The sequence below is a fragment of the Pseudomonas sp. AM8 genome, from assembly GCF_036346475.1.
Classification (GTDB): domain Bacteria; phylum Pseudomonadota; class Gammaproteobacteria; order Pseudomonadales; family Pseudomonadaceae; genus Aquipseudomonas; species Aquipseudomonas marginalis.
In genome coordinates this window covers 399,880-418,945 of sequence record NZ_JAOTNX010000001.1, presented here as the reverse complement: position 1 = coordinate 418,945, position 19,066 = coordinate 399,880, and the positions used below count along the sequence as shown (strand labels likewise).

The following is a 19,066-nucleotide window of genomic DNA, read 5'->3' as shown; positions in this document are numbered from 1 at the left end:
CAATCTAGCGTGTTTCTTCCGCTTCCACCGGCGCTTCGGCTGCGCCATCCACACGGTGCAGGGCCACCTGGCGGATCGACAGGCGAATCTCCGCGGGCAACACGCGCTTGGCCGCGCCTTCGGCCAGTTCGCCGAGCAGGTCGTGGTAGCTCAACTTGCCGGCCTCGTCGCGACGCAGCACATCTTGTTCCAGCAAGGTCTGGATGAAATGTCGGAAAAGGCTCTTGTCGAAGAACTCCGGGGCGTTGAGGCCATGCAGGATCGACAGGCGCTGGGCCATGATCGTGCACAGGTCTTCCAGTTCTTCGGCGCTGATGCTGTTCTGGCCGCTGTTGAGCAGCAGCGAGATCGCCATGTAGAAGCGTTGCAGGGTCTGGGCGATGGTCTTGGACAGCAGGGTCAGCAGTACGAAGTGTCGCGAGCTTGGTGCCGGGCGCAGGAACACATTGTTTTCGAAGCGCAGCAGGCCTTGTTCGACGAACGCGTCCAGCCATTGATCGACCACCGTATCCAACTCTTCCAGCGACCAGCGGATAAACAGCTCCGATTGCAGGTACGGGTACAGCGCGTGGGTATAGCGCAGGATCTGCTCGCGGCTCATCCGCGAGCTGCTCTGGAAGAAGCTGGCCAGCAGCGCCGGCAGGGCGAAGATGTGCAGTACGTTGTTGCGGTAGTAGGTCATCAGGACGGCGTTCTGCTCGTCCAGGTACAGAATCTTGCCCAAGGCATCGCTCTGTTCCGACAGCAGGTCCATGTCCTTGACGTGCTTGATCAGCGCCAGGCCGTCGCCTTCGGGCAAAGTGGTGTGGGGCGAATAAGGCACGCGGCGCAGCAGCGCCAGGTACAGGTCCAACTGGCGGGCCATGGCCTGTTCATCCAGGGCCAGGCGCGTGGTCGACAGCAGCGCCAGGGCCACCAGGTTCACCGGGTTCACGGCGGCCGCTTCGTTCAAGTGGCGGGCCACCTGTTCGCCGAGGCGATTGGTGGTTTCGTTGAGCCAGGCCGGTTTGTAGTTCGGGCCCAGTTCCTGGGCGCGCCAGTCCGGTTGCTCGGCGTCGAGGAACTCCGCCAGCTTGATCGGCTCGCCGAAGTTGACCGCGACCTGGCCAAAGCGCTGCTTGAGCGCGCCGACCACTTTGAAAATATCGAAGATCGACTCTTTCTTCTTGCTCGCACCCCGCAGCTCGCCGAGGTAGGTGCGGCCTTCGAGCACGCGCTCATAGCCGATATACACCGGCACGAACACGATCGGCATGCGCGAGGAGCGCAGGAAACTGCGCAGCGTAATCGCCAGCATCCCGGTCTTCGGCTGCAGCATGCGCCCGGTGCGTGAGCGCCCGCCTTCGACGAAGTACTCCACCGGGAAGCCCTTGGTGAACAAGGTGTGCAGGTATTCGTTGAACACCGAGGTGTACAGCGGGTTGCCCTTGAAGGTGCGGCGCATGAAAAACGCACCGCCACGGCGCAACAGGCTGCCGATTACCGGCATGTTCAGGTTGATGCCGGCGGCGATATGCGGCGGGGTCAGGCCGTTCTTGAACAGCAGGTAGGACAGCAGCAGGTAGTCGATATGGCTGCGGTGGCAAGGCACATAAATTACCTCGTAGCCCTGGGCAACCTGTTGCACGCCCTCGATGTTATTGACCTTGATGCCGTCGTAGATCTTGTTCCAGAACCAGCTCAACACCACTTCCAGGAAGCGGATCGCGGTGTAGGTGTAGTCCGAGGCGATCTCGTTGCCGTAGCGCAGGGCCAGGGCCTTGGCTTTTTCCGGGCTGATTTTTTCCCGTTCGGCTTCGTCAAGGATGGCCTGGCGCACCAATGGCATGTTGACCAGGCCTTTCACCAGATTGCGCCGGTGGGACAAATCGGGGCCGATCACCGCCGTCTTCAGGTTACGAAAGTGCACGCGCAGGATACGTTGGGCCATGCGCACGGTGCGTTCGTGGCCTTTATTGTGCTCGATCAATTCACGCAGGTTGATGGGCGCGGAGAATTGCACGCGGGTCTTGCGCCCCAGGATCAGGATGCTCAACAACCGGCGTAGACGCCCAGTGACCGCCCAGCTGTCGGCAAACAGCAGTTTCCACGGGCTGGACTCGCTCGCAGGGGTTTGTCCCCAGAACACGCTGACCGGAATGATTTGTGCATTCTCTTCGGCGTGTTCGCTGAGGGTGTTGACCAGGCGGGTCAGGGTCGGCGGCGCGCCGCGCTTGTCCTGGCGCCCCAGCCAGTCCGGCTCGGGCGTGAGGTAGAAGAACGCCGCGGGTTCCATCAGCGGGCCTACCGATACCGGCAGTACCGGGCGCGGCAGGCCGGCCTTGGTGCACTCGGCATCGACCACGGCCAATTCGGTGAGGGAGGGCGATTGCAGGACGTAAAACACCGGCCGGCTGCGGTCCAGGTTGAGGGTAAGGGACGACTGGTTGATCGTCTCCGAGCGAACCCAGAGGTACAACAGTCGGCGCAAGGTGCCAAACACCAGACGGCGGAACGGGGAGCGGGTCATAGGCGAGCTGCTTCAAGTGGGAAAAACCGAGCAGGCGCTCGGGCGGGTAGTGTGCCGTATTCGCCGAAAATCGGCAAAAAAGCAGCGATGTAAACTTGAGTTGATCGTTTTTGAGCCTGTCTTATACTCGGCAGTTCAACGCGATCGGCTCAACAATAACAATCAAGTGGGAGTGAACAGATGGCAACGCGCGAGACAGGCAATGTGAAGTGGTTCAACGACGCCAAGGGCTATGGCTTTATCCAGCGTGAAGATGGCAAGGATGTGTTTGTGCACTACCGCGCCATTCGCGGCGACGGCCACCGTTCGTTGGCCGAGGGCCAGCAGGTGGAATACGCCGTGGTAAGCGGCGAGAAGGGGTTGCAGGCGGAGGATGTGGTCGGCCTGTAGGCCGAGCGGCAAGCTACAAGCTGCAAGCGCTATGACTTGCAGCTTGCAGCTTGAAGCTGCTTTTTAAGCTGTTTTCCAGGTGATCTGCTCTTCACCGTCCGCGCTGATGCGGATCCAGGTGTCGGCGCTTTCCTCACCTTCTTCCTCGATCCAGCTACCCGGTGCGCAACGTACTTCAACATTCAGCGCAGCAAACGCAGCGCGGGCACAGGCAATGTCGTCTTCCCACGGTGTCTGGTCACTTTCCAGGTACAGGCTGTTCCACTTGCCTACGGCTTTCGGCAGCCAGGTGACGGGCACATTGCCGGCCTTGCACTTGTAGGTCTGGCCACGTTGGACCCAGTCGCTGCAAGGGCCCAGGGCAGCGCCCAGCCAGGCGGCGATGGCTTTGTAGTCGACGTCGGCGTCCTTCAGGTAAATCTCGATATCGGGTTGGCGCATGGATATTCCTCGTTGCGGGATTCGAAAATCCATTCGCGGATGGTTAAAAGTCGGTTATTGAAGCACGAAATAATCGTAGCGCATCGACACCGTGACCAGCAGCGGCTCGGCCGCCTCGATCACCTCGGCACGGCGCTCGGCACTGGCGCGCCAGCCGTGAGGGGTCATGGCCAGCAGGTTGGCGCGGTCCCGGGGCTCGGCCAGGCTCAAGGTGAATTCCAGGGTTTCACTGTGGGCCAGGCTCATGCCGTCCGGCACCAGGGCCAGGTGCTTGTCGTCGGTGTACTCGCGCACTTGGTCGTACAGGCGCTCGCGCAGTTCCATAAGGTGGCCGCTGGTCGGGCCGACCTTCATCAGGCCGCCGCCGGGACTGAGCAGGCGCCTGGCCTCTTGCCAATCCAACGGGCTGAACACACTGGCGAGGAACTGGCAGCTGGCGTCGGCCAACGGCACGCGGGCCATGCTGGCGATCAACCAGGTCAGCGCCGGGTCGCGTTTGCACGCGCGCTTGACCGCTTCCTTGGAAATGTCCAGCGCGTAGCCATCGGCATGGGGCAGGGCTGCGGCGATTTGCGCGGTGTAGTAACCCTCGCCGCAACCGATGTCCACCCAGCGCTGAGGTGCGCGTTCGGCGGCCAGCTCGGCCAGGCGCTTGGCCACCGGGGCGTAGTGCCCGGCGTTGAGAAAGTCACGGCGCGCCTCGACCATGGCCAGGTTGTCGCCCGGGTCGCGGCTGTTCTTGTGCTGCACCGGCAGCAGGTTCAGGTAACCCTGGCGCGCGCGGTCGAAACGGTGCCCGGCCGGGCACGCCACGCCATTGTCCACCGCGTTGAGCGGGGCGCTGCAAATCGGGCAGGCCAGCATCAGGCGAGCAACTTGATCAGGGTCTGGTAATAGATTTCGGTCAGCACGTCGAGGTCGCTGGCCAGGATCCGCTCGTTGACCTGGTGGATTGTCGCGTTCACCGGGCCCAACTCGACCACCTGGGTGCCAAGGGTCGCGATGAAGCGCCCATCGGAGGTACCGCCACTGGTGGAGGCCTGGGTCTCACGCCCGGTGATCGCCTTGATGCTGGCCGACACCGCATCGAGCAACGCGCCCGGCTCGGTGAGGAACGGCAGGCCCGACAGCGCCCACTCCACATGCCAGTCCAGGCCATGCTTGTCGAGAATCGCCGCAACGCGCTGTTGCAGGCCTTCGACAGTGGATTCGGTGGAAAAACGGAAGTTGAACACCGCCGTCAGGTCACCCGGAATCACGTTGGTGGCGCCGGTGCCAGAGTTGAGGTTGGAAATCTGGAAGCTGGTCGGCGGGAAGAAGGCGTTGCCGTTGTCCCAGTGCTCGGCGGCCAGTTCGGCCAGGGCCGGCGCGGCCAGGTGGATCGGGTTCTTCGCCAGGTGCGGGTAGGCCACATGGCCCTGTACGCCGCGCACGGTCAGGGTGGCACCGAGGGAGCCGCGACGGCCGTTCTTGACCACGTCACCCACCAGGGTGGTGCTCGACGGTTCGCCGACGATGCACCAGTCCAGGCGCTCCTTGCGCGCGGCCAGGCGTTCGATCACGGCCTTGGTGCCATGGTGCGCCGGGCCTTCCTCATCGCTGGTGATCAGGAACGCGACCGAGCCCTTGTGGTCCGGGTAGTCGCTGACGAAGCGCTCGGCCGCCACCAGCATGGCGGCCAGGCTGCCCTTCATGTCGGCCGCGCCACGCCCGCAGAGCATGCCGTTTTCGTCGATCAATGCGTCGAACGGGTCGTTCTGCCAGGCTTGCACCGGACCGGTGGGAACCACGTCGGTGTGGCCGGCGAAGCACAGCACCGGACCATCGTGCTTGCCATGGGTTGCCCAGAAGTTGTCCACGTCCTCGATGCGCATCGGCTCCAGCGCAAAACCGGCGTCGCCCAGGCGCTGCATCATCAGCTTCTGGCAATCGGCGTCGATCGGCGTGACCGAGGGGCGACGGATCAGGTCGATGGCAAGTTGAAGGGTCGGCGAAAGGTCGGCATGGGCCGTCATGGGAAAACTCCGGGAAGCATGTCTGGAAGAGCAGGGCGGGCGGACAAAACGGCCGTTATCTTATAGCAAAACGGCGGCCAGAGGCCGCCGTTTAGTGCATTGCGCAAGTTTTTAAGCCACGGGTGCAGGCTCAGGTGCCACGGCTGGTTTCGGCAGCGACGACAGGAACGCCATGATCAACGCCGCCACATACGGCAGCGATTGCACCAGCAGCATCACCACCCAGAAACGTATGTCATTGCTCGGCAGGCCCTGCACAAGGTAGATCCCCAGCGCCGCGCCCCACAACAGCAGCATGATGAACATTTCTTCGCGGGCTTCGGAAATCGCTACCCAGAAGCCGTGGTTATCCGCGTTTTTCGGGGTACGAAAGAACGGAATGCTGGTGGTGAAGAAGCCATACAGCACCGCCTTGGCGATGGTGTGGGACAACGCCAGGCCAGCCAGGGCGGCGCAGAACGCATCCTTGAGGTTCACACCTACCGCGCGGCGGTAGAGGAAGATGATCTTGCCCACCTTGAACACGAACAACGCCAACGGCGGGATCGCGAAAATCAACAGCGGCGGGTCGACCCGCGTCGGCACGATGATCATCGCCGCCGACCACAACAGCGCGCCGACGGTGAAGAAGATGTTCATGCCGTCCGCCACCCACGGCAACCAGCCCGCGAGGAAGTGGTAGCGCTGGCCACGGGTCAGCTCGGTGTCTTTGCCGCGCAGCAGGCTGGCGGTGTGACGCTTGATGATCTGGATCGCGCCATAGGCCCAGCGGAAACGCTGTTTCTTGAAGTCGATAAAGGTATCCGGCATCAGGCCCTTGCCGTAGCTGTCGTGGTAGTACGCCGCCGACAGGCCTTTCTCGAATACCCGCAGGCCGAGTTCGGCGTCTTCGCAGATGCACCAGTCGGCCCAGCCCAGTTCCTCGAGCACCGAGCGACGGGTCATGGTCATGGTGCCGTGCTGGATGATCGCGTCGCGGTCGTTACGGGTGACCATACCGATATGGAAGAAGCCTTTGTATTCGGCGTAGCAGAGCTTCTTGAAGGTGCTTTCGTTCTGATCGCGGTAGTCCTGCGGCGACTGCACCACGGCGATTTTCGGGTCGGCGAAGTGCGGCACCATGTGCTTGAGCCAGTTCGGCGACACGCAGTAGTCCGAGTCGATCACCGCGATCACTTCGGCATCCTTGGCGGTGTGCGGGATCAGGTAGTTCAGTGCACCGCCCTTGAAACCGGCCAGGGGTGCGACGTGGAAGAACTTGAAGCGCGGGCCCAGGGTTTCGCAGTAGTCGCGCACCGGTTCCCATACCGCCGGGTCCTTGGTGTTGTTGTCGATGATCAGGACTTCATAGTCCGGGTAATCGAGGGCCGCCAGGGCGTCGAGGGTCTGTTTGACCATCTCTGGCGGCTCGTTGTAGCACGGCACATGGATCGACACTTTCGGGCGGTAGTCCGATTCCCCTTCCACCGGCAGGAATTCACGCCGGCGCTTGTGGGTCCATACCGCTTCCGCCAGTTCGTGGGCTTCGGTCAGCAACACAATGAACACGCCCAGGGCGCCCAGGGCCAACAAGATGCCGACGGTCACGCTGAACCAGGTGCTGTATTGCTGGCTGTAGTCGTAGCCGATCCACACCAGTACGGAACCGCAGAGGAACGCGATAAAGGTCAGGAAGGTGCGGCCACGCTGGCGCAGGGATGAGCCGTCGATCATCAGCAGGGTCAGGGACAGCAAGGCGAGCACCACCGAGCCGATCGCCAGGACGCGCCACTGCGGGATTGCCACCACCGGCCCTTCGAAGTTGAATTTCTGCTGGCGCGCGGCGTTGTAGACGCCCCAATACGCGCCGGCCGAGCCTTCGTCGCTGACCTTCCACGGCTGGTCGAAGGCCTCGATCACGAAGTAGTTGTAGCCCTGGCGGTTCAGCTTGTTCACCAGCGTACGCAGGTAAATGGCCTGGTCTGCGGGGGACGTTTCATTCCCGCCGCGCATACGGCCGTTACTTGGCCAGCCCACTTCCGACAGCAGCAGCGGCTTTTTCGGGAACAGTTTCTTCAGGTCCCTGGCGCGGTCGAGTACGTACTGGCCGGCCTTGTCCATCGGGATGTATTCCCAGAACGGCAGGATGTGCGCGGCGATCAGGTCGACGTGCTTGGCCAGTTGCGGGTTCTTTTCCCAGATATGCCATTGCTCGGAGGTCGTCACCGGTACTTTCACGGCGCTGCGTACCCGGTCCAGCAACACGATCAGGGCTTCAGGCGTGATTTCTTCACGGAACAGCGCCTCGTTACCGACCACAACCCGCACGACACTGCGCGAGCTGTTGGCGATCTCGATGGCCCGCTGGACTTCGCGCTCGTTACGCTCCAGGTCCGGGCTGATCCAGATCCCCAGGGTTACGCGCAGGCCGAACTCTTCGGCCAGCTTGGGAATGTCCCCCAGCGTGCCGTCGACCGAGTAGGTGCGGATGTTATCCGTCAGCTTGCTCATGATCTCCAGATCGCGACGCATCTGCTCGTCGGTGGGGTACTGGTTTTTCTGCGGATACTGGCCTTGCTGGAACGGCGAGTAGGAAAAACCGGAGATCTGCTCGGGCCAGTTGGGAGCAGTGACCGGGCGGTTGATCAGCGCCCAGAAGCCGGTGAACAGCGCGGCAATTGCCAGCACTATCACCAGGTTGAGTCCAAATTTACGCGATGCCATGGTTATGTCGGGTTCCAAAGGGTGTGGAACGAAAAGAGGTGTCGGCCTGCACCGAACGGCGCGCATCCTACACCGGCCTTTCCCTGACCGTACAGCAAGCCGAGAAAAACCGGACATTGGGCAGCGAAAGTACATCTAAGTTCTTAACTTGTAGCTTGTAGCTTAAAACTTGTCGCTGCGTAGCCCTATAATGCGCGCCGGTTTTTGGGGTAATGGTCATGAGTACAGAAGATCCGCGGTTTGCAGGCGTCGCCCGCTTGTATGGCATTGAAGGCCTGGAGCGCTTGAAAGCGGCCCATGTGGCGATCGTCGGCGTCGGCGGCGTCGGTTCGTGGGCGGCGGAAGCCATGGCCCGTTGCGGAGTGGGCGAGATTTCGCTGTTCGACCTGGACGACGTCTGCGTCAGCAACAGCAACCGCCAGTTGCACGCCTTGGACAGCACCGTGGGCAAGCCCAAGGTCGAGGTGATGGCCGAGCGCCTGCGCGCGATCAACCCGGATTGCACGGTGCATGCGGTGGCGGATTTCGTCACCCGCGACACCATGGCGGAGTACATCACGCCCAACATCGATTGCGTGATCGACTGCATCGATGCCGTCAACGCCAAGGCCGCGCTGATCGCCTGGTGCAAGCGCCGCAAGATCCAGATCATCACCACCGGCGGCGCCGGCGGGCAGATCGACCCGACGCTGATCCAGGTGTGCGACCTGAACCGCACCTTTAATGACCCTTTGGCGTCGAAAGTGCGCTCCACCTTGCGCCGTGACTACGGCTTTTCCCGCACCGTGACCCGTCATTACAGCGTGCCGTGCGTGTTTTCCACCGAGCAACTGCGCTACCCCAAGCCGGATGGCAGCATCTGCTTGCAGAAGAGTTTTGTCGGCGATGGGGTGAAGCTGGACTGCGCCGGCGGGTTTGGCGCGGTGATGATGGTGACGGCGACCTTCGGCATGGTCGCGGCGACCAAGGCGGTGGACAAGATTGTGGCCGGGGTGCGCAGGCCCTCGGAACGGGTCAAACCGACCTGAGTCTCAGAACTTTAGACGGTTCAAATGTGGGAGGGGCGGTGCGACGATTCGACTTGCTCCCTCCCACATTTAGTCCTGTGTATGGCTTAGCGTTCGCATGCGCTGCAGGACTGCATTCAGCCCATTGCTGCGCGACGGCGACAGTTGACGGGAAAGCCCCAGCTGATTGAACCAGTCAGGCAAGTCGACCGCCTGCAACTCGTCCGCCGACAGCCCATTGACCCGTGCCAGCAGCAATGCCACCAAGCCACGAATCATCCGCGCATCGCTGCTCGCGGCGAACTGCCAGTGGCCATCGTGCAAGCGCCCCACCAACCACACCAGGCTCTCACAGCCCTGCACCAGGTTGGCATCGACCTTCTCCTCATCCGCCAATACGGGCAGGCGTTCACCCCACTGCATCAGCATTCGAGCGCGTTGCTCCCAGCTGCCTACTGACTGGAAGGCTTCTAGCGCAGCAATTGCAACCACCGGCAGGCTCATCGCAGCATATCCAGCGCCCGGTCCAGCGCTTCAAAGAAGCGTTCCAGGTCATCGGAATCGTTATACAGCGCCAGGGAGACGCGGATCGCCCCCGACAAGTGCATCGCCTTGAGCAGCGGCATCGCGCAATGATGGCCGGCACGTACGGCAATGCCTTGTTCGGTCAGCAGGTGCGCGAGGTCGGCGTTGTGCACGCCTTCGACCACAAAACTGACCAGCGCCGCCTGCGGCGACCCCAACACACGGACGCTATTGCGCGCGTTCAGCCCGCGTAACAGGTAGTCATGCAGGGCCGCTTCATGGGTGAGAATCGCCTGTGGGTCCAGCGAACTCAGATAGTCCAGGGTCGCGCCCAGGCCGATCACGCCGGCAATCGGCGGGGTGCCGGCTTCGAACCCCAGCGGTGCCGGGCGGAAGCTGGCGCTGTGGTAGTCGGCCTGTTGCACCATCTCGCCACCGAATTGCCAATGGCGCAGGTGATGCAGGGCTGCGTGGCTGCCGTACAGCACGCCGACGCCGTCCGGGCCGTACAGCTTATGGCTGGAAAATACATAGAAGTCGCAGCCCAGGGCCTGCACGTCGTGGCGGCCGTGGACGATGCCTTGGGCGCCATCGACCACGGTCAGGGCGCCGTGGGCCTGGGCCAGCGCCAGCAAGGCCGGCAGCGGCTGCCAGGTGCCAAGCACGTTGGACAGTTGGCTCACGGCCAGCAGGCGCGTACGCGGGCCGATCAACTCGGCGGCGGCTTGCAGGTCGGTCACGCCGTCATCGTCGAGAGGCAATACCACCAGGGTGAGCGCGCGACGCTTGGCCAGTTGCTGCCACGGCAACAGGTTGGCGTGGTGTTCCAGGGCGCTGATGACAATCTCATCGCCCGCATTGAATAAGTGCTCAAGGCCATAAGCCAGGAGGTTCAGCGCTGACGTCGCGCCGTGGGTGAACACGATTTGCCCGCTGTCACCTGCATTCAACCACTGCGCAACCTTGCTGCGACTGTCCTCGAAGGCCTGGGTCGCATGGGCGCCCGGCAAATGCTGGGCACGGTGCACATTGGCGGCGCCATTGGCGTAGTAATGGCTGATGGCATCCAGCAGGGCCTGGGGTTTTTGCGTCGTCGCGGCGTTGTCCAGGTAGGTCTGGTCTTGCCGTTGCAGGGTGGCGATGGCCGGAAAGTCGGCGCGCCAGGGGGAGGGCACAAGCATGGTGTTCAAGACTCGTATAAGCGAGCCCCAGGGTCGGGGCCCGCCAGTGGCATCGAGTGGCTGCTTAGTTGTGAGCGTGCAGCGCTTCGTTCAGTTCGATGGCCGATTTGTGGGTTTTGCACTCCACGGCACCGGTCTCGGAGTTACGGCGGAACAGCAGGTCCGGTTGGCCGGCCAGCTCACGCGCCTTGACCACCTTGACCAGTTGGTTCGACTCGTCCAGCAGCGCAACCTTGGTGCCGGCGGTGACGTACAGGCCCGATTCCACGGTGTTGCGGTCGCCCAATGGGATACCGATACCGGCGTTGGCGCCGATCAGGCAGCCTTCGCCGACCTTGATCACGATGTTGCCGCCGCCCGACAGGGTGCCCATGGTCGAGCAACCGCCGCCCAAGTCCGAACCCTTGCCGACGAACACGCCAGCCGATACACGGCCTTCGATCATGCCCGGGCCTTCGGTGCCGGCGTTGAAGTTGACGAAACCTTCGTGCATCACGGTGGTGCCTTCGCCCACATAGGCGCCGAGGCGAATACGCGCGGCATCAGCGATACGCACGCCGCTCGGTACCACGTAGTCGGTCATTTTCGGGAACTTGTCCACCGAGAACACTTCCAGCAACTCGCCACGCAGGCGGGCTTCCAGTTGGCGTTCGGCCAGCTCATTGATGTCGATTGCGCCCTGGCTGGTCCAGGCCACGTTCGGCAGTTGCGGGAACACACCGGCGAGGCTCAGGCCGTGTGGCTTGACCAGGCGATGGGACAGCAGGTGCAGCTTGAGGTAGGCCTCTGGGGTGGACGTCAGTGCGGCGTCTTCGGCCAGCAAGGTGGCGACCAGCGGTGTGTGGCTTTCAGCCAGGCGGCTCAGCAGGGCGGCTTGGGTGGCGTCGACGCCTTTGAGCGCGTCGGCCAGTTGCAGGGCCTGGGCGACGGTGAAGGTGATCGCCTGGTTGCCTTCGCTGTAGCCGAGGATCGGCGCGATGGCGGCAACGATTTCAGCCGATGGATTGAGCAAGGGTTGTGCGTAAAACACTTCCAGCCAAGCACCTTGGCGGTTCTGAGTGCCGACGCCGAAGCCCAGGCTGAACAGGGAATTGGACATGCTGTTACCTCTACAAAAATGGAAGGGCTGGCCTACTTGAGGGCCGCCGAATAACTATCTGGCTTGAAGCCAATCAGGGTTCTGTCACCGAGATCAAGCACCGGGCGCTTGATCATCGAAGGTTGCGCGAGCATCAATTCAATGGCTTTCGACTGATCGAGATCGGCTTTGCGTTCGTCTTCGAGTTTGCGAAAGGTGGTGCCCGCACGGTTCAAAACCACCTGCCAACCGTGCTCGTTGCACCATTGGGTCAAGTGTTCGCGGTCGATACCGGCCGTTTTGTAGTCGTGGAACGCATAGCTCACCGCGTGCTCATCGAGCCAGGTGCGCGCCTTTTTCATGGTGTCGCAGGCTTTGATGCCGAAAAGGTGCAACGTTTTGCTTGAAGCGGTCAAGGAATTGCCCCCCCTGCTTTACTGATGCAAGTGCCAATGAAAATGAAAGATCACGGATTATGCCACGCCCAGAGATTTTGGGTGCCGCTCGTCAGCACCGTGCGACTTTTGTGCAAAAGCCAGCGCGCAGCATAGGCCGGTAAGATAGCCGGGTAATATGGCACTTCAACGGCCAGTTGTTGCCTGATGTGTGTCGTTGCAAGCCGATCGTCCGGGAAACCCGCGTTATGCAAACCGCCTACACCGTTCTTATCCTGCTGATGCTGGTCAGCGTTTCGCGTCTGGTCGGGCGTGTCATCCCTCTGCCGTTACCCCTGGTGCAGATTGCCGCCGGCGCCTTGCTGGCCTGGCCCACGCTGGGGCTGCACGTGGCGCTGGACCCGGAGTTGTTCCTGTTTCTGTTCCTGCCACCGCTGCTGTTCTCCGATGGCTGGCGCATGCCCAAGCGCGAATTGTGGCGCCTGCGTGGGCCGATCCTGACGCTGGCCGTCGGGTTGGTGCTGTTCACCGTGGTCGGTGCTGGCTACTTCATTCATTGGCTATTGCCGACGATCCCGCTGCCGGTGGCCTTCGCCCTCGCGGCCGTGTTGTCGCCGACAGATGCCGTGGCCGTGTCGGCAATTGCCCAGAACCGCTTGCCGACGCCGCTGATGCATATGCTCCAGGGCGAAGCGTTGATGAATGATGCCTCGGGCCTGGTGACCTTCAAGTTCGCCTTGGCGGCCGCGTTGACCGGTGTGTTCTCGTTGGCCGATGCCAGCCTGACCTTTGTCTTGGTGGCCTTGGGCGGCCTGGCGGTGGGGGTGGCGCTGAGTTGGCTGGTCGGCCGCCTGCGCGCCTGGATGATTGCCCGGGGCTGGGACGACCCGGCAACGCATGTGGTGTTCATGTTGCTGTTGCCGTTTGCGGCCTACGTGTTGGCCGAACGGCTCGGCGCCTCGGGCATCTTGTCGGCGGTCGCGGCGGGCATGATGCAAAGCTGGCTCGACCTGCTGCCTCGCCAGACCAGCACGCGCCTGCTCAATCGCAGCGTCTGGTCATTGCTGGAATTTGCCTTCAATGGCCTGATCTTCCTGCTGCTGGGCCTGCAATTGCCGGACATCATCAAGGCCGTGGCCAGTCATGAGCCGACGCTGTGGCCCACCTTGTTGTATCGCTGCCTGGATGTGATTGCGATTTTCCTGGTGTTGGTGGTGCTGCGTTTTATCTGGGTGCAGAGCATCTGGAGGCTGTCGGGTTTGCTCCGGCGGCTGCGTGGGAAAAGTGAGTTGACCCTGGTGCCCACTGCGCGTTCCTGCTGGCTGTTGACCGTGGGCGGTGTGCGCGGTGCGGTGACCCTGGCCGGTGTAATGTCGGTGCCATTGCTGCTGGTGCCAGGCCAGGATTTCCCCGAGCGCGACCTGCTGATCTTTATCGCGGCCGGTGTGATCCTGCTGTCACTGATCGCCGCCTGCATCGCCCTGCCGCTGCTCTTGCGGGGCGTTGAAAAAAGTCCGGACGAAAAGCGCCATAACGAAGTGCGCGAGGCCTGGAAAAAAACCGCAGTGGCGGCTATCCATGCCCTGGAGGCGGAAGAGCCCGTGGAAACAACAACCCAGGACGCCGCCCAGGCCGCGCTGGCCACTGAACTCAAGGCGCGCCTGATGTCGGAATATCGCCATCAGTTGGAGGTGTTCAACGACTCGGCCGAGGCCCAGGCGCTGGCGCAGCAAATGGATCAGCTAGAGCGAAGGTTGCGGCTCAAGGCGCTGCGCGCGCAGCGGTTGGAGTTGTACAGCTTGAGCCGTCATCACCAGATTGGTGATGACGTGTTGCGAGAGGTGCTGGCAGAGTTGGATATGAGTGAGGCGAACTTGGGACTCGTGAAGTAGCGGCGGTATTACGCAGTGGGAGGGCGATCAGGTTTGATTAATATCTTCATCAACGTATAAATGAGTTGCCCCGCAGGCGTACTGTCCTGTGGATAAAGCGATTGAATAAAATGCTTATCGCCCTCTGATAATTGCAACGGTTTAGGAATTTCGCTTGGGCTTTTCAATCGCGGCCTGGAGAAACTGTAGTGCATGATTGATTGGTCATCGTAAGGCGAAGTTTTCACGGTGCTGCGGCGTGATTTCTTGAGGATGTCATGGTAAGCGTCACCTCTTGTTTTATTTCGGGATTCGTAATCTTTGTAAACTTCATCGTCATCAAATACCAATGTCCGATCCGGGTGCTGGTGTTCATGCCTTAACCCCAGCGCATGACCAAACTCATGTACCACCTGCGCCTCAACACGTTCCGGCGAACTGCCGAAGCCAATACTCATCGTCGGTTCAGAGGGGGAGATATTTTTGGCGTCCGTTCCAACGTACGACCAGCCTGCAGTGCTCGTGTTGTTTGCGGTAATTCTGATATCGCCCTGCGCTGTATCGACGAACTTGAAGTGCAGGTTTGTGTGAGGCGTCCATTTTCTGATATTGGCTTTTACCAGCGTCTTCTGCGCGTCCGTCATATCCAGCAACGCTATCTTCAGGACTGAATGCTGTGGCCAGAGTTTGTCGGGGGTGGCGATGCCACGTTTATGCCGGGTGGGATTTGATTCGGGCGTCGTAAAGGCGGCTGTATTGTATGGGGAAGTAGCGGGAGGCAAGTTGCAGACGGTCATGTCTTCTCTCCATCAAAAGTAAAAAGCCAGGCAGCCATGAACGGCGCGGACTGCCATTGGCATCATTGTTGGCTGCTACTTTTGGTGGGTGAAAGACGCAGGCGTGTTCCCGTTCAAAGGGTTGCTTGATCTTTCTTTGAGTTGGCCGCTCCGGAACGCGCGAGCGGCCCTTGGTATCAGCGACGACGCTGAATGAAGTCCCGAATACGCTCAGCCGCTTCCACACATTCGGCCAGCGGCGCAACCAACGCCAGGCGTACGCGCCCGGCGCCGGGGTTCACGCCATCCACTTCCCGGGAGAGGTACGAACCCGGCACCACGGTCACGTGTTCCTCCACGAACAAATCGCGGCAGAACGCGGCATCATCGCCTTGCACATTCGGCCACAGGTAGAAGCCGCCGTCCGGGGCCTGTACGTCCAGCACCGGCTTGAGGATTGCCAGCACGGCATCAAACTTCTCGCGGTACAGGTCGCGGTTGGCCTGCACATGGGCCTCGTCCTGCCAGGCCGCGATGCTTGCCAGCTGGGTTTGCACCGGCATCGCACAGCCATGGTAAGTGCGGTACAGCAGGAAACCCTTGAGGATCTCGGCGTCGCCAGCAACAAAACCGGAGCGCAGGCCTGGCAGGTTGGAGCGCTTGGACAGGCTGTGGAACACCACGCAACGCTTGAAGTCCTGGCGGCCCAGCTCGACGCACGCGCTGAGCAGGCCCGGTGGCGGGGTTTGTTCGTCGAAGTACAGTTCGCTGTAGCACTCGTCGGCGGCGATAACGAAGTCATATTCGTCGGCCAGGGCGATGAGTTTTTTCAGGGTGTCGACCGGGATCAGTGCACCGGTCGGGTTGCCGGGGGAGCACAGGAACAGGATCTGGCAGCGTTTCCAGATGTCTGGCGATACCGCGTCGAAATCCGGGTTGAAGCCGTTTTCATCCAGGCATGGCAGGTAGTGCGGCTTGGCCCCGGCCAGGAACGCGGCGCCTTCGTAGATCTGGTAGAAGGGGTTCGGGCTGACCACCAGCGCGTCATCGCCCCGGTTGACCACGGTCTGGGTGAAGGCGAACAACGCTTCACGGGTGCCGTTGACCGGCAGGATAGTGCGCGCCGGATCCAGCCAGCCCTTGGGGACGTCGAAGCGGCGTTCGCACCAGCCACCGATGGCCTCGCGCAAGGCCGGGATGCCCAGGGTGGTGGGGTAGACCGCCATCTGGTCGAGGTTGTTAGCCAGGGCATCGGCAACGAACTGCGGCGATTTGTGCTTGGGTTCGCCGATGGACAAAGCGATCGGGCGCTTGTCCGGGTTCGGCGTGACGCTGCCCAGCAGGGCGCGCAGCTTTTCGAACGGGTAGGGCTGGAGCTGGTTCAGGGCGTTGTTCATCGGTGGATCTCGTGCAAGGCGTTAAAAACTGGGAGGGAGCGGTGGGCCGCTCCTGGTATCAAATCGTCAGGCGCGTCAGCTCGACACCGGGTTCCTGGGGCACGCTCAACTGCTGCACGATCGCCGCCTGCAAGCGCAGGCACAGCTCCGGGTCGGACAGCGGCTGGTTATCGGCATCGGTAATAAAGAACACGTCCTCCACCCGCTCGCCGAGGGTCGCAATCTTGGCGTTCTGCAGTGACAAATCGAATTCCAGGAAAATGCCGCCGATCCGCGCCAGCAGGCCTGGCCGGTCCGGCGCGCTGAGTTCCAGTACGGTCACCGGGCGCTGTGCATCGTTGGAAATGGTCACCTGGGGCGCAAAGGCAAAGTGCTTGAGCTGACGCGGTACCCGGCGCTGGATGATCGTCGGGTAGTCGTCGGGGTTACGCAGGGCTTCGGTCAGGCCTTCGCGGATCTTTTTCACCCGCGCCGGGTTATCGCCGATGGACTCGCCTTCGGTGTCGAGCACGATATAGGTGTCGAGGGTGAACTGGCTGCTGGAGGTGATGACCCGGGCGTCATGGATATTCAGGTTGAGCTGGTCCATGGCCGCCACGGTCACGGCGAAGAAGTCGTGCTGGTCGGGTGCATAGATGAAGATCTGCGTGCCGCCTTCGAATTCGCGCTGGGTGGTTTCCTTGATCAACACCAGCGGGCCGCCATCGGCCGGCTGCTGCAGGATCGCGTCACTGTGCCAGGCGACATCGCCGGCGGTGTGGCGCAGGAAGTAATCGTCCCCCAGTTGCGACCACAGTTGCTCGACGTCGTCCGGGTCGTTGCCGCCGCGCACCAGGATGTCCAGCGCGGCGCTTTGTGTGCGGCGGATCTGCTCTTCGCGGTCCACCGGGTTTTCCAGGCCACGGCGCAGCGCGCGCTTGGTCTCGGTGTAGAGCTGGCGCAACAGGCTGGCGCGCCAGGAGTTCCACAGGGTCGGGTTGGTGGCGTTGATGTCGGAGACGGTCAGCACGTACAGGTAGTCGAGGCGGGTTTCATCGCCGACGATCCCGGCGAAGTCGTGGATCACCTGCGGGTCGGACAAGTCCTTGCGCTGGGCAGTGGTCGACATCACCAGGTGGTTCTGCACCAGCCACACGATCAGGCGGCTGTCCCACAACGGCAGCTGGTGGCGTTGGCAGAACGCCTCGGCATCGACTGCGCCGATTTCCGAGTGATCGCCATGCCGGCCCTTGCCGATGTCGTGGTACAGGCCGGCGAGGTAGATCAACTCCGGCTTGGGCAGCTTGGCCATGAGCTTGCTGGCCAGCGGGAATTTCTCTGATACCTGGGTGTACTGCAACTTGCGCAAGTGCTTGATCAGGTTGAGGGTGTGGGCGTCCACGGTGTAGATGTGGAACAGGTCGTGCTGCATCTGCCCGACGATAAACCCGAACTCCGGCAGGTAACGCCCGAGGATGCCATAGCGGTTCATGCGCCGCAGGTTGCGATGGATGCCGATCTTGCACTTGAACAGCTCGATAAACAGGCTGGTGTTGCGAATGTCGTTGCGAAAGTCGTCGTCGATCAGGTGACGGTTTTCCCGCAGCAGGCGGATGGTGTCGGCGCGTACGCCCTTGATTTCCGGCTGCTGGGCCATCAGCACGAAGATTTCCAGCATGGCGAACGGAGTGCGGCGGAACACGTTGTCGTTGCGTGCCTCGATATAGCCGTCGTGCAGTTGGAAGCGCGAATTGATCGGCTGCGGCGGTGCTTCGTCTTCCGGAGCGAGGATCACTTCTTCGAAATGCTGGATGATCAGGTCGCTGAGCTGGGCAATGCTCATGACCACCCGGTAGTACTGCTGCATGAAGCTTTCGATGCTGGTCTTCGCGTCTTCGCTTTCAAACCCCAGCAGGGTGGCGATGGAGCGCTGGTGGTCGAACAGCAGGCGATCTTCGGAGCGCCCGGCGAGCATGTGCAGGGCGTAGCGCACTTTCCACAGGAATTCCTGGGACGACGCCAGCAGGGTGTTTTCGCTCTCTACCAGGAAGCCTTCTCCGGCCAGGGCGCGCAGGTTCAGGGTGCCGTATTGGCGACGTGCGACCCACAGAATCGTCTGGATGTCGCGCAACCCGCCCGGCGAGCCTTTGACGTTGGGTTCGAGGTTGTATTCGGTGTCGTTGTACTTGTGGTGCCGGGCCTTCTGCTCGGCACGCTTGGCCAGGAAGAAATCCTTGCTCGGCCACATGTGTGCGGTGCTGGTGACTTCGAGCATGCGCTGGCGCAGGCGCTCGGGGCCGGCGATGGTGCGGCTTTCCATCAGGTTGGTGATGACGGTCAGGTCGGCGCGGGCCTCTTCGGCGCACTCATCCACCGAGCGCACGCTCTGGCCGACTTCCAGGCCGATGTCCCACAGCAGTGTCAGAAAGCGCTCGATGGAGTCGCGAAAGATCTCATGGTCGGCGCTGTCCAGCAGGATCAGCAGGTCGATGTCGGAGTACGGGTGCAGCTCGCCACGACCGTAGCCGCCGACCGCTACCAGGGCAATATCGGCGTCTTCGCTCCAGCTGAACTGTTCCCAGGCTTTTTGCAGGATGTTATCGACGAACCAGGCGCGGTCTTCGATCAGCCGGCGGATGTCCCGGCCGCTGCGAAAGCGCTCGTCGAGCACCTCGCGGGCCTGGCGGATCGCCTTTTTGAATGCGGCGATGGGGCTCGCCTTCAGTGCCAGCTCGGCCTGGAACTGGCCACGATCGAAGAGTTCGGGATCCACCTGGGGCATTGATCGGCTTTCCTTTC

General features: G+C 61.9%; 15 protein-coding genes. 3 read left to right on the top strand and 12 right to left on the bottom strand.

Annotation, left to right across the window (positions count from 1 at the left end):
* Nucleotides 1-4: 4 nt before the first annotated feature.
* Nucleotides 5-2,509, bottom strand: coding sequence for a glycerol-3-phosphate 1-O-acyltransferase PlsB (plsB, locus tag V3W40_RS01995; protein ID WP_330214329.1), 2,505 nt, complete (start codon nt 2,507-2,509; stop codon nt 5-7).
* Between the two features lie 180 nt (nt 2,510-2,689).
* Between plsB and V3W40_RS01990 the strand changes: the two genes are divergently transcribed.
* Nucleotides 2,690-2,899 carry a cold shock domain-containing protein gene (locus tag V3W40_RS01990; RefSeq protein ID WP_017529713.1) on the top strand — a complete coding sequence of 70 codons (210 nt, stop codon included), beginning with the start codon at nt 2,690-2,692 and terminating at the stop codon, nt 2,897-2,899.
* A 63-nt stretch (nt 2,900-2,962) separates the two neighbouring features.
* Here the strand turns inward: V3W40_RS01990 and V3W40_RS01985 are convergent, their stop codons facing one another.
* The 4 genes from V3W40_RS01985 to V3W40_RS01970 form a co-directional block, all read right to left on the bottom strand.
* Entirely contained in the window at nt 2,963-3,340 is a 378-nt protein-coding gene (locus tag V3W40_RS01985) for a hypothetical protein (RefSeq protein ID WP_065926469.1), read from the bottom strand.
* Nucleotides 3,341-3,394: 54 nt separating this feature from the next.
* Complete coding sequence (locus V3W40_RS01980) at nt 3,395-4,204, bottom strand: putative RNA methyltransferase (RefSeq protein ID WP_065948850.1); 810 nt, start codon at nt 4,202-4,204, stop codon at nt 3,395-3,397.
* Complete coding sequence (dapE, locus tag V3W40_RS01975; protein WP_027604490.1) at nt 4,204-5,355, bottom strand: succinyl-diaminopimelate desuccinylase; 1,152 nt, start codon at nt 5,353-5,355, stop codon at nt 4,204-4,206. The genes V3W40_RS01980 and dapE overlap by 1 nt, the downstream gene beginning before the upstream one ends.
* A gap of 111 nt (nt 5,356-5,466) precedes the next feature.
* Nucleotides 5,467-8,058 carry a glycosyltransferase gene (locus V3W40_RS01970; RefSeq protein ID WP_330214328.1) on the bottom strand — a complete coding sequence of 864 codons (2,592 nt, stop codon included), beginning with the start codon at nt 8,056-8,058 and terminating at the stop codon, nt 5,467-5,469.
* Between the two features lie 218 nt (nt 8,059-8,276).
* Here V3W40_RS01970 and tcdA point away from each other — a divergent pair, with 218 nt between their 5' ends.
* Entirely contained in the window at nt 8,277-9,086 is an 810-nt protein-coding gene (tcdA, locus tag V3W40_RS01965) for a tRNA cyclic N6-threonylcarbamoyladenosine(37) synthase TcdA (protein WP_046036662.1), read from the top strand.
* A 69-nt stretch (nt 9,087-9,155) separates the two neighbouring features.
* On the opposite strand, the gene V3W40_RS01960 is transcribed toward tcdA, so the two are convergent.
* The 4 genes from V3W40_RS01960 to V3W40_RS01945 form a co-directional block, all read right to left on the bottom strand.
* Complete coding sequence (locus V3W40_RS01960) at nt 9,156-9,569, bottom strand: SufE family protein (protein WP_065948849.1); 414 nt, start codon at nt 9,567-9,569, stop codon at nt 9,156-9,158.
* On the bottom strand, nt 9,566-10,771 hold the full coding sequence (locus tag V3W40_RS01955; protein ID WP_330214327.1) for an aminotransferase class V-fold PLP-dependent enzyme: 1,206 nt from the start codon (nt 10,769-10,771) through the stop codon (nt 9,566-9,568). Before V3W40_RS01955 ends, V3W40_RS01960 begins: the two co-directional genes overlap by 4 nt.
* A 64-nt stretch (nt 10,772-10,835) precedes the next feature.
* The gene (gene dapD / locus V3W40_RS01950) at nt 10,836-11,870 is read right to left on the bottom strand and encodes a 2,3,4,5-tetrahydropyridine-2,6-dicarboxylate N-succinyltransferase (protein ID WP_027604485.1); all 1,035 of its coding nucleotides are present in this window, start codon (nt 11,868-11,870) and stop codon (nt 10,836-10,838) included.
* Nucleotides 11,871-11,902: 32 nt separating this feature from the next.
* Nucleotides 11,903-12,211, bottom strand: a complete 309-nt coding sequence (locus V3W40_RS01945) for an arsenate reductase (RefSeq protein WP_232005376.1) — start codon at nt 12,209-12,211, stop codon at nt 11,903-11,905.
* Nucleotides 12,212-12,492: 281 nt separating this feature from the next.
* Here V3W40_RS01945 and V3W40_RS01940 point away from each other — a divergent pair, with 281 nt between their 5' ends.
* Nucleotides 12,493-14,136: a Na+/H+ antiporter gene (locus V3W40_RS01940; protein ID WP_330214326.1), complete on the top strand. Its 1,644-nt coding sequence runs from the start codon at nt 12,493-12,495 to the stop codon at nt 14,134-14,136.
* An 8-nt stretch (nt 14,137-14,144) separates the two neighbouring features.
* Here V3W40_RS01940 and V3W40_RS01935 read toward each other — a convergent pair whose 3' ends face one another.
* The 3 genes from V3W40_RS01935 to V3W40_RS01925 form a co-directional block, all read right to left on the bottom strand.
* Nucleotides 14,145-14,912, bottom strand: a complete 768-nt coding sequence (locus V3W40_RS01935) for a M12 family metallopeptidase (protein ID WP_330214325.1) — start codon at nt 14,910-14,912, stop codon at nt 14,145-14,147.
* A gap of 176 nt (nt 14,913-15,088) precedes the next feature.
* A complete protein-coding gene (dapC, locus tag V3W40_RS01930) occupies nt 15,089-16,288 on the bottom strand; it encodes a succinyldiaminopimelate transaminase (protein WP_065926461.1) in 1,200 nt (399 codons plus the stop codon).
* Between the two features lie 58 nt (nt 16,289-16,346).
* Complete coding sequence (locus V3W40_RS01925; RefSeq protein ID WP_330214324.1) at nt 16,347-19,049, bottom strand: [protein-PII] uridylyltransferase; 2,703 nt, start codon at nt 19,047-19,049, stop codon at nt 16,347-16,349.
* Nucleotides 19,050-19,066 lie beyond the last annotated feature (17 nt).

Coding starts and splice junctions, on each gene's coding strand:
- V3W40_RS01960 (WP_065948849.1), bottom strand. CDS start 9,569: ATGAGCCTGCCGGTGGTTGCAATTGCTGCGCTAGAAGCCTTCCAGTCA.
- V3W40_RS01955 (WP_330214327.1), bottom strand. CDS start 10,771: ATGCTTGTGCCCTCCCCCTGGCGCGCCGACTTTCCGGCCATCGCCACC.
- dapD (WP_027604485.1), bottom strand. CDS start 11,870: ATGTCCAATTCCCTGTTCAGCCTGGGCTTCGGCGTCGGCACTCAGAAC.
- V3W40_RS01970 (WP_330214328.1), bottom strand. CDS start 8,058: ATGGCATCGCGTAAATTTGGACTCAACCTGGTGATAGTGCTGGCAATT.
- plsB (WP_330214329.1), bottom strand. CDS start 2,509: ATGACCCGCTCCCCGTTCCGCCGTCTGGTGTTTGGCACCTTGCGCCGA.
- V3W40_RS01945 (WP_232005376.1), bottom strand. CDS start 12,211: ATGAAAAAGGCGCGCACCTGGCTCGATGAGCACGCGGTGAGCTATGCG.
- dapE (WP_027604490.1), bottom strand. CDS start 5,355: ATGACGGCCCATGCCGACCTTTCGCCGACCCTTCAACTTGCCATCGAC.
- V3W40_RS01935 (WP_330214325.1), bottom strand. CDS start 14,912: ATGACCGTCTGCAACTTGCCTCCCGCTACTTCCCCATACAATACAGCC.
- tcdA (WP_046036662.1), top strand. CDS start 8,277: ATGAGTACAGAAGATCCGCGGTTTGCAGGCGTCGCCCGCTTGTATGGC.
- V3W40_RS01985 (WP_065926469.1), bottom strand. CDS start 3,340: ATGCGCCAACCCGATATCGAGATTTACCTGAAGGACGCCGACGTCGAC.
- V3W40_RS01990 (WP_017529713.1), top strand. CDS start 2,690: ATGGCAACGCGCGAGACAGGCAATGTGAAGTGGTTCAACGACGCCAAG.
- V3W40_RS01980 (WP_065948850.1), bottom strand. CDS start 4,204: ATGCTGGCCTGCCCGATTTGCAGCGCCCCGCTCAACGCGGTGGACAAT.
- V3W40_RS01940 (WP_330214326.1), top strand. CDS start 12,493: ATGCAAACCGCCTACACCGTTCTTATCCTGCTGATGCTGGTCAGCGTT.
- V3W40_RS01925 (WP_330214324.1), bottom strand. CDS start 19,049: ATGCCCCAGGTGGATCCCGAACTCTTCGATCGTGGCCAGTTCCAGGCC.
- dapC (WP_065926461.1), bottom strand. CDS start 16,288: ATGAACAACGCCCTGAACCAGCTCCAGCCCTACCCGTTCGAAAAGCTG.